This is a genomic window from Lentzea sp. NPDC059081, assembly GCF_042738015.1.
Classification (GTDB): domain Bacteria; phylum Actinomycetota; class Actinomycetes; order Mycobacteriales; family Pseudonocardiaceae; genus Lentzea.
The window spans coordinates 98,295-111,969 of sequence record NZ_JBHYGW010000004.1; the positions used below are offsets into that span (position 1 = coordinate 98,295).

Below are 13,675 nucleotides of genomic sequence, written 5' to 3' on the forward strand. Positions count from 1 at the left end.
AACCGGAGGCAAGTCTTGACCGGGCACCCTGCCCCCAGTGGTCCGTGCGTCGTGGTCGCAGGTGGTGGCACCGCCGGCCACATCGAGCCGGCACTGGCGCTGGCCGACGCGGTCATGCGGCTGCGACCGGACGCGCGCGTCGTCGCGCTCGGCACCGAGCGCGGCCTGGAGAACAAGATCGTTCCGGCTCGTGGCTACCCGCTGGAGCTGATCCCGCCGGTGCCGATGCCGCGCAAGCCGACGCTGGACCTGCTGAAGCTGCCGCTGAACGTGCGCGGCGCCGTGAAGCAGACCCGTGAGGTGCTGGAGCGCGTCGGCGCGGACGTCGTCGTCGGCTTCGGCGGCTACGTGGCGCTGCCCGCGTACCTGGCCGCGCGTGGCCGCGTGCCGATCGTGGTGCACGAGGCGAACGCGAAGGCCGGTCTCGCGAACAAGGTCGGCGCCAAGTTCGCCGAGCACGTCGCGGCGGCCGTGCCGGACTCGGGCCTCACCGACGCGCAGATCATCGGCATCCCGCTGCGCCAGTCGATCACCACGCTGAACCGCGCGGCGCTGCGCGACGAGGCCCGCCGGTTCTTCGGCCTCGACCCGCACGCCCCGACGCTGCTGGTGTTCGGCGGCTCGCAGGGCGCGCGGTCGATCAACGAAGCCGTGGCGCCCGTCGCGGCGGAGTTCGCCCGTGCCGGCGTGGGTGTGCTGCACGCCTACGGTCCGAAGAACACCGTTGCGGTGCAACAGGTTCCGGGTCGTCCGCCGTACGTGCCGGTGCCGTACCTGGAGCGCATGGACCTCGCCTACGCGGCCGCGGACGCCGTGCTGTGCCGTTCGGGCGCGATGACGGTGGCCGAGGTGTCGGCCGTCGGTCTGCCCGCGGTGTTCGTGCCGCTGCCCATCGGCAACGGCGAGCAGGCGCTGAACGCCGGTCCGGTCGTCTCGGCCGGCGGCGGCCTGCTGGTGCCGGACGAGGAGCTGACGCCGGAGAAGGTCGCGTCGCTCGTCGTGCCGCTGGTGGCCGACCGCAACCGGCTGGCGCAGATGTCCGCGGCGACGCTCGGCACCGGCCGGCGCGAGGCGGACGAGATCCTGGCCCGCACAGTCCTGGATGTGATCAAGAAGTGAGCCTCGAACGCGTTCACCTCGTCGGCATCGGTGGTGCCGGCATGAGCGGCATCGCCCGGATCCTGCTGGCGCGCGGCGTGCAGGTGTCCGGCTCGGACGCCAAGGACTCGCGGACCGTGCTGGCACTGCGCGCCCAGGGCGCGCGGATCGCCGTCGGTCACGACGCCTCGAACCTGGACCAGCTCGTCGGCGGTCCGACCGAGGTCGTGGTGTCGACCGCGATCAAGGACACGAACCCGGAGTACGCGGCGGCTCGTGAGCGCGGCATCACGGTGCTGCGCCGCGCGGAGGCGTTGGCTGCTCTCATGGACGACCACCGCGTCGTGTGTGTGGCGGGAACGCACGGCAAGACGTCGACCACGTCGATGCTGACCGTCGCGTTGCAGCACTGTCGCGTGGACCCGTCGTTCGCGATCGGCGGTGACCTGAACGAGTCCGGCGCCAACGCCCACCAGGGCACCGGCGGCGTGTTCGTGGCGGAGGCGGACGAGTCCGACGGCTCGTTCCTGTTCTTCGCGCCGTCTGTCGCCGTCGTGACGAACGTCGAGGCGGACCACCTCGACCACCACGGCACCGTCGAGGCGTACACGGCCGTGTTCGACTCGTTCCTGGACCGGATCGTCGACGGCGGCGTGCTGGTGTCCTGTGTGGACGATCCCGGCGCCGCGCGGCTGATCGCCGAGGCTCGTGCGCGTGGGATCCGTGTGCGCGAGTACGGACGCACCGGCGCCGACGCGCGCTTGGTCGACTACAAGCCGTTGGAGTCCGGTGGCTTGGCGTCGGTTGAGATCGACGGCGTGGCGGTGGACGTGCGCGTGGCCGTGCCGGGTGAGCACATGGCGTTGAACGCCATCGCCGCTCTGCTGGCGGGTCTGGAGCTGGGCGCCGACCAGGCGGGCATGCTCGAGGGCCTGGCCGCGTTCGGTGGCGTGCGGCGGCGGTTCGAGTTCAAGGGCCGTGCCGGTGGCGTGTCGGTCTACGACGACTACGCGCACCACCCGACCGAGGTCGACGCACAGCTCCGTGCGGCTCGTCCGGTCGCGGGCGCCGGTCGCGTCGTCGTGGTGTTCCAGCCGCACTTGTACTCACGCACCCGTACGTTCGCCACGGAGTTCGCCGCCGCGTTGTCGCTGGCGGACGAGGTCGTCGTGCTGGACGTGTACGGCGCGCGCGAGGAGCCGGAGCCCGGCGTGACCGGCGGCCTGATCGCCGAGCAGGTCACGGCGTCCGTGCACTACGAGCCGTCGTTCGACCGCGTGCCGGCCCTGGTCGCGGGCCTGGTCCGCGACGGCGACCTGGTGGTCACCATGGGCGCCGGCGACGTGACGATGCTCGGCCCCGAGATCGTCAGCGCGCTGGCGAGCGACGAGCAGGCATGAGCGCCCCGGTTCGCGGCAGGTCCACGCGAGTTCGCACCGCGAACCGGAGACCGAAGAGCGCTGAGCACCGGGCGCGGCGCAGGGTGATCCTGCGCCGCCGCCTGGTGGCTCTCCTGACGTTGTTGTCCGTGGTGGGCTTGACCTACTGCGTGTTCTTCACACCGTTGCTGGGCGTGAGCCAGGTGGACGTCCGTGGCTCCGTGGCCCTGACCGAGGACGAGGTGCGCAAGGCGGCGGCCATCACCCCGGGCTCCCCGTTGGTGCGCTTGGACTTGGACGGCATCCACGACCGTGTGGCCGCATTGCCGCGTGTGTCCGCCGTGGAAGTAGAACGCCAACTACCGAACACGGTCCGACTGCTCATCACCGAACGCGTCCCGGTCGGCTCCGTGAAGCTGCCCGATGGCTTCCACCTGGTCGACTCGACGGGCAAGGACTACGCGATCCTGCCGACCCCGGCACCGGGCGTGCCCGAGCTGGTGCTGGCAGCCCCGTCGTCCGCGGACCCGGCCACCCAGGCCGTGGTGGGCGTGGTGAACGAGCTGCCGGAGAAGCTGCGCCCGGACGTGGTCTCGGTGGCGGCGACGTCCGGCGCCGACGTACGCCTGACGCTGACCGGCGACCGCGTGGTGAAGTGGGGCAGCTCGGACAACACGTCGCGCAAGGCGGCGGTGCTGCTCGTGCTGCTGACGCGAGAGGGGACGACGTACGACGTGTCGTCGCCGGACCTGGCCACGGTGTCGTAGCTCAGCCGAGGGTCAGGTGGAAGCCCTGGGTCATGGCTTCCTCCTGCGTCTTCCAGATCACCCCTCGGTTCGAGTTGCCTATTGTCCTGGCTGACGATCTCGACCTGGGCGCCGTCGCGGATGTCGCCGTAACCACCGGACCCGCAACGGCCAGCAGTCCACGAGCCCGCGCTCGTGGCTGTGCCGGCGTCGCGGGCGCGGGCGGCGGTTGTTCCAGCGGGAGAGGTTCCACGGGAGTTCTTCGAAACGATCTGGACGTCAGGGGCGTGGCGTCGGCGGGCGCGACGGCGTCGGGTAGCGGCGCGGGCGCCTGGTCCAGGAGCGGGGGTTCGGCCGGGAGCACATGGGATTCCTCCTCGGGGTCCGTCAGCCGTTCGGCCTCAGTCGCGCCATCGCGGCTCGCACCAGCAGGCTGCCCAGCCTGCTGGTCACGAGCTCCAAGACGATCGCTTCGACGACGAGCGAGCGCACGGACGCGGGTGCGGGTGCCAAGACGGGCCTCCTGGTTGATGAACGACTGCCGTGTTCATCGGGCTGCGTCGCGTGGCATTAGCCGCCTTGATCGTTGTCACCCGAAGGAAGTACTCAAGTCGGTCCGCGGCCTGCGGTTTCGTCCACAAAGGACGGATGTGGTGTGTCCTTCGTCGCGGAGGGGATCTGCGTGGTCTGGCGGGGTGGGGACGGCGTTCTTCTCGTCTCACTTGGTCGCTCTGCGGAGACCGCGGGGTGTCACGGGGACGGTTGGCGACTGCCTGATGTGGCCAATGAGATGTGGCGCCGCTCCGGCTTGGCTACCGTGGTGCGGTGCCGGCCGCCGGCGGTGCTGTTCGGCCCCGAAAATGTGTGGTCGTGACGAAGGTACGGGGGAGACGATCTCCGATATCGGCGTCCGACTAGGCTTGTGGTGCGCCGTGCTCGGCACCGTGCGTACTGCTTGACGGCACGACCGGGGAGTAGTAGCGCACAGTGTTGGGACCCTACGGCGTGGCTGCTGGACCGACGCACCGCCGGTGCTTACCGTCCAGCAGGAACATACGGGGTTGACATAACTCTGGACCTCGACGAGAGGTTGAGAGCTTCAATCCGGGTGCATCCCCACCCAGCACCACAGCGCGGACCACGATCAGGAAGGCGGATCCGATGACGCCCCCGCACAACTACCTCGCGGTGATCAAGGTCGTCGGCATCGGTGGTGGCGGCGTCAACGCCGTCAACCGCATGATCGAGGTCGGGCTCAAGGGTGTCGAGTTCATCGCGGTGAACACCGACGCGCAGGCCCTGCTGATGTCTGATGCCGACGTCAAGCTCGACATCGGCCGCGAGCTCACGCGCGGTCTCGGTGCCGGTGCGAACCCGGAGGTCGGCCACAAGGCCGCGGAAGACCACCGCGAGGAGATCGAGGAGGTCCTCAAGGGGGCCGACATGGTCTTCGTGACCGCCGGCGAGGGCGGCGGCACGGGCACCGGCGGCGCGCCGGTGGTGGCCTCGATCGCCCGCAAGCTCGGCGCGCTCACCATCGGCGTCGTGACGCGCCCGTTCTCGTTCGAGGGCAAGCGCCGCGCCAAGCAGGCCGAGGACGGCATCCAGGCCCTGCGCAACGAGTGCGACACGCTCATCGTCATTCCGAACGACCGGCTCCTGCAGCTGGGCGACATCGGTGTCAGCCTCATGGACGCCTTCCGCTCCGCGGACGAGGTGCTGCTGTCCGGTGTCCAGGGCATCACCGACCTGATCACGACCCCCGGTCTGATCAACCTGGACTTCGCCGACGTCAAGTCGGTCATGTCCGGCGCGGGCTCGGCGTTGATGGGCATCGGCTCGGCCCGAGGCGAGGGACGCGCGGTCCAAGCCGCGCAGAAGGCCATCAACTCGCCACTGCTCGAGGCGTCGATGGAGGGTGCGCACGGCGTGCTGCTGTCGATCGCCGGCGGCTCCGACCTGGGGCTCTTCGAGATCAACGAGTCCGCGTCGCTGGTGCAGGAAGCTGCCCACCCCGACGCGAACATCATCTTCGGTACGGTCATCGACGACTCGCTCGGGGACGAGGTCCGGGTCACGGTGATCGCGGCCGGGTTCGACGGCGGGGGACCCACGCACAAGAAGCTGGAGCCGACGGCGTTGTCGTCGCCGCAGCGGACAGCTTCCGGGCCGATCGCGACGGCTACTGCCGCGCCGGTTCCCCAGCCTGTGGTGCAGGCGCCGGTGGTGCAGGCTCCGCCGCCTCCGCCGGTGCCGCAGCCCGAGGTTCGGCAGGCTCCGCCCACGGCTGTGCCGCCTCAGCCTTCTCCGGTTCAGGGGAACGGGTACTCGTCGGTTCCTCGGTCGTTGTCGCAGAACGGGTCGTTGCCTTCTCGTCCTGTGCCGGTCACGGATGATCCGGATGATGAGGTGGATGTTCCTCCGTTCATGCGGCGGTGAGGTGCGGGCCCTTGGGTCCTGTTCGTCTCGGTGATCTTGTCGGACCCCCTGAGTACAGTCGGGTTGATCAGGGGGTCCACATTTCGGGGGGACGCCTGCGTCAGCTTGCTCCTTTTGTGGGGCGCGGCTGTTGCGTGGGTCGTCCCCCTGTTTCGTTGGCGGGCGTCCTGTTTGTTGTTCGTACGTGGTCTGGTTGCTTTGGGTTCGTTCCTGGTGCGTGCGTTGTTTGGGGGCGCTGCCCCCAAGCCCCCGACACTCCCAAAGGAGCCCCTCCAGCGCCGCTCGCAGGCTGATGGCACGCCTGTTTGTGTTGGGCGGCTTGCTGTTGGGTGGGTGGTTCCGGTGCGGTGGTGGCTCCCCCGTCCAGCGATCCAGAGCGAGCCACACCCGAGGGGTCAGGTCAAGTCGACGAAAAGCGTGTCGACTTGACCTGACCCCTCGGGCGCGGCGAGTGCTAGGAGCGCTAGACGGGGGAGCCACCACCGCGACCTCGCTTTGTCAGGACTGCTCGCCTTCGGCCTCGCTGTGCTCGGCTTCGCCGTCGCTGGGCGCTCGCCTTCGGCTTCGCGGGGCTCGCCCTCGTGCGGTGGGGCTGCGAACTAGGGTGTGGGGGTGCGCATTCGTCGTGTTGTCACCACCCGCGCCGGTGGCGTGTCCAAGGCGCCCTACGCCTCCTTCAACCTCGGCGATCACGTCGGGGACGACGTGGAGGCCGTGGAGGCCAACCGGGGGCGTCTTGCCGAAGGGATCGGGCTCACGCCTGATCGTTTGGTGTGGATGGAGCAGGTTCACGGGCGGACTGTGGCCACGGTGGACGGGCCGCAGGCCGAGGCGCTTGAGGCCACTGATGCTGTTGTGACGAAACGGGCTGGTCTCGGGCTTGTGGTGTTGACGGCCGACTGCGTGCCGGTGTTGCTCGGGGATGCCGAGGCCGGCGTGGTCGGGGCTGTGCACGCTGGGCGTGTCGGCGCGCGTGTCGGGGTTGTGGTCGAGGCGCTCAAAGCGATGATGGCGTTGGGGGCCGAGCTTGAGCGGATCGAGGTTCTGCTGGGGCCGTCCGTGTGCGGTGAGTGCTACGAGGTGCCCGCTGACATGCAGAGGGACGTGGAGAAGCACCTGCCCGGGAGCGCGTCCAAGTCGCGGAAGGGGACGCCTGCGCTGGACCTGCGGGCCGGGTTGTGGAACCAGCTGGCGAGCGCGGGGGTCGGGAAGATCGGTGTGGATCCTCGGTGCACGTTCGAGGAGAAGGACCTGTTCAGCCACCGGCGGGAGGCGCCCACGGGGCGGCTCGCCTCGGTCGTTTGGGTCGAGCCGTGAGTCGCGTCGACGAGTTGCGGGAGAACCTCGCCGAGGTCGAGGAGCGCATCGCCAAGGCGTGTGAGGCGGCGGGGCGTGCGCGGTCCGAGGTGATGTTGCTCGCGGTGACGAAAACCTGGCCCGCGAGCGATGTGGAGATCCTCCATTCGCTCGGGTTGCGGAATTTCGCGGAAAACCGCGACCAGGAAGCCGGCGCGAAGGTCGGCCAGTTGAGACATCTCGAAGAAGCGCGCTGGCACATGGTCGGGCGGTTGCAGCGGAACAAAGCGAAGTCCGTCGTCGAATGGGCCGACCAGGTCGACTCGGTCGACAGCGTGCGGCTGGCCGAGGCGCTGGCGAGGGCCGCGCACGCCCGTGGGACGACGTTGGACGTGTTGCTCCAGGTCAGCATCGACGGCGATACGTCGCGTGGTGGGTGTGCTGTCGCCGAGGTGCCGGAACTGGCTGGCGCGATCACTCGTTCGGGTGATCTTATTCTTCGAGGTGCGATGACTGTCGCACCGCTCACGATGAAGCCCGCGCAGGCGTTTGAGGCGTTGGCTTCGGTGGTATCAGGCCTACGTGATGATCATCCCACTGCCACAGCTGTGTCTGCGGGAATGAGCAACGACCTGGAAGATGCCATATCGCACGGATCCACCTGTGTGCGTGTCGGAACGGCGTTGCTCGGCAGTCGGCGACTAACCTCGCCATAGGTTGTCGGGAACCTCGGGACCGTCCGCACCGTCCCTAAGAGTGGGGAACCGCCGAGGAGGGGCTGGAATGAGCGCTTTGCACAAGCTGAAGGCCTACTTCGGGATGGTCCCCGCCGAGTACGCAGACGACCCCGGCTACGAGGACGACCGCGGCCGCTACGGCGACTACCGGTCCGAGTACGCAGCCGAGGCCGACGACTACGACCCCTACCCGCGGCGCAACCGCGTGTTCACGCCGGGCCGGTCGGAGCCGCACGGTTCCGGGTACCGGGCCGACCTCGACGAGTCGGACGACTACGAGCCGGAGTCGCGGCGCCCGGGTGGCGGCAGCCCCTCGAGCACGCGGCGCTGGGCGGCCGACGCACCCGTGCACGGTGCGCTGGCGGTCGAACCGCAGCGCGAGCCCGTGAGCAGGCTGCGCCCGGTCGCCGAGCCGGCTGGCAACCCGTTGGCACGCATCACCACGCTGCACCCGCGCAACTACAGCGAGGCGCGCAAGATCGGGGAGCACTACCGGGACGGCACCCCGGTGATCCTGAACCTGACCGACATGGACGACGCGGACGCCAAGCGGCTCGTCGACTTCTCGGCCGGTCTCGTGTTCGCTCTGCGAGGCGACATGGACAAGATCACCAACAGGGTGTTCCTTCTCTCACCGCCCAACGTTGACGTGACGGCGGAGGACAGGCGGAAGCTGGCCGAGGGCGGGTTCGGGAACCACGGTTAGAGTTGACCCGTGGACCCGATCCGTCTCGTCATCTTCTACGTCCTCTTCGCGTTCTCCCTGTTCCTGACCGCGCGTGTCGTGGTCGAGCTGGTGCGGACGTTCGCGAGGGAGTGGCGCCCGGCCGGCGGCGTTGCCGTGACGCTCGAAACTGTCTACACGGTCACCGATCCTCCGGTGTTACTGCTCCGTCGGGTGATCCCGACTGTGCGGATCGGGGGCGTCGGGCTGGACCTATCGATTATTGTGCTGTGGCTGGTCGTTATCATTCTGATGCGATTCGCAGATCCCAGGCCATGACGGGGAAGCCGGGGATGACCGCAGCCCAGGAGTGCGAGAGGTGATCCGATGCCGTTGACCCCCGCTGACGTGCACAACGTCGCGTTCAGCAAGCCGCCGATTGGCAAGCGGGGCTACAACGAGGACGAGGTGGACGCGTTCCTCGACCTGGTTGAGGGCGAGCTGGCCCGCTTGATCGAGGAGAACAACGACCTCCGTCAGCAGGTCGAGCAGCTCGACCAGCAGCTCGAGACGTCGCGTGCCGACCTCGACGACGCGCGGGCCAAGGCCGCCGCCAGCCCCATGACGAGCCGCATGCCGGTCGAGGAGCCGCCGCGCCGCCTGGCGCCGGTCCCGCCGCCCACGGTGATGGAGCAGACGTCCCCCGGTGGCGGTGGTGACCACCACGTGCAGGCCGCGAAGGTCCTGGGTCTCGCCCAGGAGATGGCGGACCGGCTGACCGGTGAGGCCAAGGCCGAGGCGGACGGCATGCTGTCCGAGGCGCGCACCAAGTCGGAGCAGCTGCTGTCCGAGGCCCGTGCCAAGGCCGACACGATGGTCAACGAGGCGCGCACGCGTGCCGAGACCATGCTGAACGACGCGCGCACGCGTTCCGAGACGCTCGAGCGGCAGGCCCGTGAGAAGGCCACCGCGCTCGACCGCGACGCGCAGCGCAAGCACGCCGAGGTGATGGGCAACATCACCCAGGAGAAGAACACGCTCGAGAAGCAGATCGACAAGCTGCAGACGTTCGAGCGCGAGTACCGCACGCGACTGAAGACGATGCTCGAGTCGTCCCTGCGCGACCTCCAGGACCGCGGCCCCGCCGCTCCGTCCGAGGGCCGCTCCCAGGGCTACTCCTTCGGTGCACGCGCCGAAGCGGGCTGAACTACTGTTCGCTAGGTGCTCTTCGTAGTTCTGCTTCTGGTGCTGGCAGCCCTCGGGCTGCTCGTTCCCGCGTTGACCACGTCCGACACGGTCTGGGCGTGGTCGTCAGTGGGCGCGAGCGTGCTCGCCGCCCTGGTCCTCGCGTGGGACTGGTGGCGACGGCGTCCGGGGGACCCCGTTGCCGACGCGCAGAGTGTAGATCAACAAGCTCGAGATGATGATCATCGGGTGGTGGAGCCGGCGGAAGCCGACACGCCGTCCGCTGACGAGGAACCACCGGAAGAGGACACCGACGCGGCGGACCTGCTCGTCGTGGCCGATCTGGTGGACGAGGTCCGGGTGCTGGACGAACGGCCCCGGTACCACCTGAGCTCGTGTTCCTGGCTAGCCGGGAGGCCCACGCTGGGCCTCCCGGTGCAGGAAGCGCGACAGCTCCAGTTCACGCCATGCGCCCTGTGCTGGCCCGACGCCACGCTGGTCTCGCGCCATCGCGCGCAGCAGCGGGAGTCTTCCTCGTGACCCGCCGGCGCCGGTAACCGATCTTCGCGTGAGGCCCTACCGGCCCTCTGCGACGCGCTTCTCCTGATCAGCGCCACCGTCGGGCCTGATGGCCCGTCGGTCCCTTCAGCATGCCCTCTTCCCGCACTGGACTAAGTGGGACACTGTCCCATATTGTTAACGGGACAGTGTCCCACTTGGTTCGGGGAGAAGAACATGCCTATGACGTACGTGCTGGTCCACGGCGCGTGGCACAGCGGTCAGTGCTGGGCGCGTGTCGTGCCGTTGCTGGGGGCGAGCGGCAGGAGGGTGTTCACGCCGACGCTGACCGGTGCCGGGGAGACGAGGCACCTGTTGAGCCGGAACACAGGACTCGGCACGCATGTCGCCGACGTCGTGCGCCTGCTGGTCGAGGAGGACCTGAGCGATGTCGTCCTCGTCGGGCACAGTTACGCGGGCATGGTGATCTCCGGAGTGGCCAACGAGGTGCCCGAGCGGATCGCGCGGCTCGTCTACCTCGACGCCATGGTGCCCACGCACGGGGAGAGCGCGCTCGACGCCATGCCCGTCTCTCGGGGCATGATCGGTGACGACTGGCGGGTGCCGCCGCCGCCCGCGCCGTTCGGGTTGTTCGGCGTCACCGACCCCGCGGACATCGCCTGGTTGCACACGATGCTCGCCGACCAGGCCGTGCACTGCCTGGACGAGCCGGTCGCGATGGACAACCCGGCTCTCGCCGCGATCCCGCGCACGCACATCCACTGCACGGTGAAGCCCGAGGGCGTCGAACCCCGCCCGGTGCCCGCCGAGCCGAACGGGGAACCCGCCGACGTGCGCGAGCTGGCGGCGGGTCACGACTGCATGATCACCGCGCCCGCTGAGCTGGCCGAGATGCTGCTCGGCATCGGCGACCTGGTGAGGGAGCACGTTCCTGTCGGTGCCGGTCGATAGAATGCGGTCATGAGCAACGCTCCCGGTGTGGCGGGCCAGCCGCCGCAGCGCGCCGACGCGCGGCGCAACGCCGGGAGCGTGCTCGAAGCCGCGGCCGAGGTGTTCGTGACGTCCGGCGTGGACGCGCCGATCCGCGAGATCGCCGGCCGCGCCGGGGTCGGGACCGCGACCATCTACCGCCACTACCCGACGCGGGCTGACTTGATCGTGGCCGTCTACCGGTCGCAGGTGCAGTCGCTGTCGGCGGCGGGGCCCGCGCTGCTCGCCGCGGAACCGAGCCCGCACGAGGCGCTGACGAAGTGGGTCGACCAGTTCGTCGACTTCGTCGTCACCAAGCAGGGCATGGCGTTGGTGCTGCAGTCCTCCGAGGCGTGCTACGACCCGCTGCACGACTACTTCGTCGAGCACCTCGTGCCGGTGTGCACGCGGTTGCTGGAGGCCGCGGCGGAGGCCGGTGAGATCGTCGCCGGCCAGGACGCCCATGAGCTCATGCGCGGCGTCGGGAGCATCTGCGCCGGCGCCACGGACAAGGAGATCCGCTACGACGTGCGGCACCTCGTGCGGCTGCTGATCAACGGGCTGCGAAGTGGATCGTCGCCCGGAGCTCGTTGACCTGCCGGTTGCCGCAGCGGTGCACGACGGAGGCGTCGAACGCGGTGACGGCGCCCTGGCCGTCCAGGTCGAGCCGGTCGACGGTGAAGTCCGCGGTGGTGTCGCGGCAGCCGAGGTTGCGGTTGACGACCAGGACCTTCTGGTCGGTGTGGGTGCCCGGCGTGATCGGGTTCCCGTCGTGGCGCTCGAGCTCGACCACGTAGGTCTGCGTCTGGTTGGTGGCGCGCACGGTGACGGCGTTGCCGGTCAGGCTCACCTGGATCTGCGCCGGTGGTGCCGTCCAGTCGCCGCTCGTGGCCGTGATCGGGAACGCCTGGGCCGCGGCCTCGAAGACGAACCTCGACGGCTCGTCGGCAGTGGCGACGCCCGCACCCGCCAGAGAAAGAGCGCAGGTCAAAGCCAGGACACGCATGTTGTTTCCCCCCGAAAGAGCGGCTCGGGCCAGTCTGGAGGAGAGGACGAACCCCTGGCAAGGGCCGATCAGAGGACGATCGGGCGGGCGCCGTGCGCGGTGACGAGACCGGGCAACCGTGCGCGGCTCGTCACGACGACGCGGCACCGCGGTGTGCCGGGGAGCAGGGGGACGACCTGGGCGGTGTCGGCGGCGTTGTCGAGCACGATGAGCATCCGCCGGTCCGCCAGCAACGTGCGGTAGAGCGCCGTCTGCGCGTGCGGCTCCGGCGGGATGCCGTCGGGTGCGGTGCCCAGGGCGGTGATGAGCTCCCGCACGACAGCGGCCGGGTCGCGTCCGCTCAGGTCCGCGAACAGCAGACCGTCCGGGTAGTCGGCGGCGTGCTCGTGCGCCCAGTGCAGGGCCAGGCCGGTCTTGCCGGTGGCCGCGGGACCGGTGATCGTGACGATGGGGCCGTCGAGGTCGAGGGCTGCGAGCTCCCGTTCGCGACCGATGATCTCCTTCGGTGGCGCGGGGAAGAAGCGTGGGTTCCACTGTGGACGGTCGAGGGAGGCCGCCAGGTCGCGCAGCGCGGGACCGGGGTCGAGGCCCAGGCCGTCGGCCAGGCGGTGGCGCAGTCTCGCGTAGTGGGCCAGGGCGTCGGACCGGCGGCCGGCTCCGGCCAACGCGCGCATCAGCTGGCCCGCCAGCCGTTCGTCCAGCGGGCGTCCGGTCGTGCGGGCAGTCAGTTCCGGGAGCAACGACTCGTGTTCGCCCGCGGCGAGGCGTGCGTCGACATGGTCGAGTTCGGCGGCAGCCACCTCGCCGGCGAGCGTGTCGCGCAGGCTGGTGAACCACTCGCCGTGCAGGCCCTCGAACGGTTCGCCGCGCACCAGCGCGAGGGCTTCGTCTGGATGTCCCTGCCCGAGGAGAGCGCGGAAGCGGTGCAGGTCGACGGTCTGCGGGTCTGCTTCGAGCACGTAACCGCCGGAGCGGCGCACGATCGGCGTGCCGTCCAACGCCGTGCGCAGGCGGGACAGGTAGCTGTAGAGCGCGGCCTTGGCCTGCCGCGGTGGGGGGCCGTCCCAGACGCGCGTGAGCAGCTTGTCGATGCCGACGACCTGGTTGACGTCCACGAGCAGCACGGCCAGGACGCTCAGCCGGCGCGCGTGCCCCACCTCCACGACGGCGGTGCCGCGCCGGACCTCCGGCTTGCCCAGGAGGTGGAAGGAGTAGGTCACCGGTCCAGGAACAACAGCATGATCAGCAACGCGAGCAGCACCAGGTCCACGACGACACCCGTCGGCTTCGAGTCGTACCGCAGCCGGGTGACCGTGGCGCCGACCATCAGCAGCCCCAGCCCGACGGTGGCGGCGTGCGCCACCCACTCCCACGTGACCAGGCCGACGACCAGCCCCGCCGCGCCCGCCCACTCCAGCGCGCCGATCGTCCGCCACAGCGCCGGGTTCATCCGGAAGTGGTCACGTGCCTCGAGTGACGCCTTCGCCCCGAGCAGCTTGCCGGCACCTGTCGCGACGAACAGCACGGCCAGCACGATCGACAGGGCGATGGTCAACGTCATCGGGCGAGCATACGGTTCGTTCGCTTCCGGATGGACGTTCGTCGGTGGCCGGGTCGCGTGAGGACGGTGGCCGCGG

At 69.7% G+C, this 13,675-nt stretch carries 16 protein-coding genes; 12 read left to right on the forward strand and 4 right to left on the reverse strand.

Translation table 11 applies throughout. The features are described 5' to 3' along the window. Positions 1 to 51 precede the first annotated feature (51 nt). From murG to ACFWV3_RS10960, 3 genes are read left to right on the forward strand one after another with little or no spacing between them, the layout of a single operon-like run. Positions 52 to 1,119: an undecaprenyldiphospho-muramoylpentapeptide beta-N-acetylglucosaminyltransferase gene (gene murG, locus ACFWV3_RS10950; protein ID WP_382410667.1), complete on the forward strand. Its 1,068-nt coding sequence runs from the start codon at positions 52 to 54 to the stop codon at positions 1,117 to 1,119. Positions 1,120 to 1,160: 41 nt separating this feature from the next. Then, complete coding sequence (gene murC, locus ACFWV3_RS10955; RefSeq protein WP_382411320.1) at positions 1,161 to 2,498, forward strand: UDP-N-acetylmuramate--L-alanine ligase; 1,338 nt, start codon at positions 1,161 to 1,163, stop codon at positions 2,496 to 2,498. Then, positions 2,495 to 3,244: a cell division protein FtsQ/DivIB gene (locus ACFWV3_RS10960; RefSeq protein WP_382410669.1), complete on the forward strand. Its 750-nt coding sequence runs from the start codon at positions 2,495 to 2,497 to the stop codon at positions 3,242 to 3,244. Before murC ends, ACFWV3_RS10960 begins: the two co-directional genes overlap by 4 nt. 366 nt (positions 3,245 to 3,610) lie before the next feature. Here the strand turns inward: ACFWV3_RS10960 and ACFWV3_RS10965 are convergent, their stop codons facing one another. Next, positions 3,611 to 3,736, reverse strand: a complete 126-nt coding sequence (locus ACFWV3_RS10965) for a hypothetical protein (RefSeq protein ID WP_330854859.1) — start codon at positions 3,734 to 3,736, stop codon at positions 3,611 to 3,613. 648 nt (positions 3,737 to 4,384) lie between these two features. Between ACFWV3_RS10965 and ftsZ the strand changes: the two genes are divergently transcribed. The 9 genes from ftsZ to ACFWV3_RS11010 all read left to right on the forward strand — a co-directional run bounded on the left by ftsZ (position 4,385) and on the right by ACFWV3_RS11010 (position 11,626). Then, positions 4,385 to 5,662, forward strand: coding sequence for a cell division protein FtsZ (gene ftsZ, locus ACFWV3_RS10970; protein ID WP_382410672.1), 1,278 nt, complete (start codon positions 4,385 to 4,387; stop codon positions 5,660 to 5,662). Between the two features lie 612 nt (positions 5,663 to 6,274). After that, a complete protein-coding gene (pgeF, locus tag ACFWV3_RS10975) occupies positions 6,275 to 6,979 on the forward strand; it encodes a peptidoglycan editing factor PgeF (protein ID WP_382411321.1) in 705 nt (234 codons plus the stop codon). Then, on the forward strand, positions 6,976 to 7,674 hold the full coding sequence (locus ACFWV3_RS10980; protein WP_382410674.1) for a YggS family pyridoxal phosphate-dependent enzyme: 699 nt from the start codon (positions 6,976 to 6,978) through the stop codon (positions 7,672 to 7,674). The genes pgeF and ACFWV3_RS10980 overlap by 4 nt, the downstream gene beginning before the upstream one ends. A gap of 67 nt (positions 7,675 to 7,741) precedes the next feature. Then, on the forward strand, positions 7,742 to 8,401 hold the full coding sequence (locus ACFWV3_RS10985) for a cell division protein SepF (protein WP_382410676.1): 660 nt from the start codon (positions 7,742 to 7,744) through the stop codon (positions 8,399 to 8,401). Between the two features lie 18 nt (positions 8,402 to 8,419). Continuing rightward, entirely contained in the window at positions 8,420 to 8,698 is a 279-nt protein-coding gene (locus tag ACFWV3_RS10990) for a YggT family protein (RefSeq protein WP_382411322.1), read from the forward strand. Positions 8,699 to 8,746: 48 nt separating this feature from the next. Further along, positions 8,747 to 9,565: a DivIVA domain-containing protein gene (locus ACFWV3_RS10995; RefSeq protein WP_382410678.1), complete on the forward strand. Its 819-nt coding sequence runs from the start codon at positions 8,747 to 8,749 to the stop codon at positions 9,563 to 9,565. 15 nt (positions 9,566 to 9,580) lie between these two features. After that, positions 9,581 to 10,084 (forward strand): hypothetical protein, encoded by a 504-nt coding sequence (locus ACFWV3_RS11000; RefSeq protein WP_382410680.1) that lies wholly within the window; start codon positions 9,581 to 9,583, stop codon positions 10,082 to 10,084. A gap of 195 nt (positions 10,085 to 10,279) precedes the next feature. Continuing rightward, entirely contained in the window at positions 10,280 to 11,014 is a 735-nt protein-coding gene (locus ACFWV3_RS11005; protein WP_382410682.1) for an alpha/beta fold hydrolase, read from the forward strand. Positions 11,015 to 11,023: 9 nt separating this feature from the next. Continuing rightward, complete coding sequence (locus ACFWV3_RS11010; RefSeq protein ID WP_382410684.1) at positions 11,024 to 11,626, forward strand: TetR/AcrR family transcriptional regulator; 603 nt, start codon at positions 11,024 to 11,026, stop codon at positions 11,624 to 11,626. On the opposite strand, the gene ACFWV3_RS11015 is transcribed toward ACFWV3_RS11010, so the two are convergent. From ACFWV3_RS11015 to ACFWV3_RS11025, 3 genes are all read right to left on the reverse strand, one after another. Next, on the reverse strand, positions 11,586 to 12,038 hold the full coding sequence (locus tag ACFWV3_RS11015) for a hypothetical protein (RefSeq protein ID WP_382410686.1): 453 nt from the start codon (positions 12,036 to 12,038) through the stop codon (positions 11,586 to 11,588). The two genes, ACFWV3_RS11010 and ACFWV3_RS11015, sit on opposite strands and share 41 nt — an antisense overlap. Positions 12,039 to 12,106: 68 nt before the next feature. Next, entirely contained in the window at positions 12,107 to 13,258 is a 1,152-nt protein-coding gene (locus tag ACFWV3_RS11020; protein ID WP_382410688.1) for a BTAD domain-containing putative transcriptional regulator, read from the reverse strand. Next, entirely contained in the window at positions 13,255 to 13,599 is a 345-nt protein-coding gene (locus tag ACFWV3_RS11025) for a DoxX family protein (RefSeq protein WP_382410690.1), read from the reverse strand. The genes ACFWV3_RS11020 and ACFWV3_RS11025 overlap by 4 nt, the downstream gene beginning before the upstream one ends. Between the last annotated feature and the right edge of the window lie 76 nt (positions 13,600 to 13,675).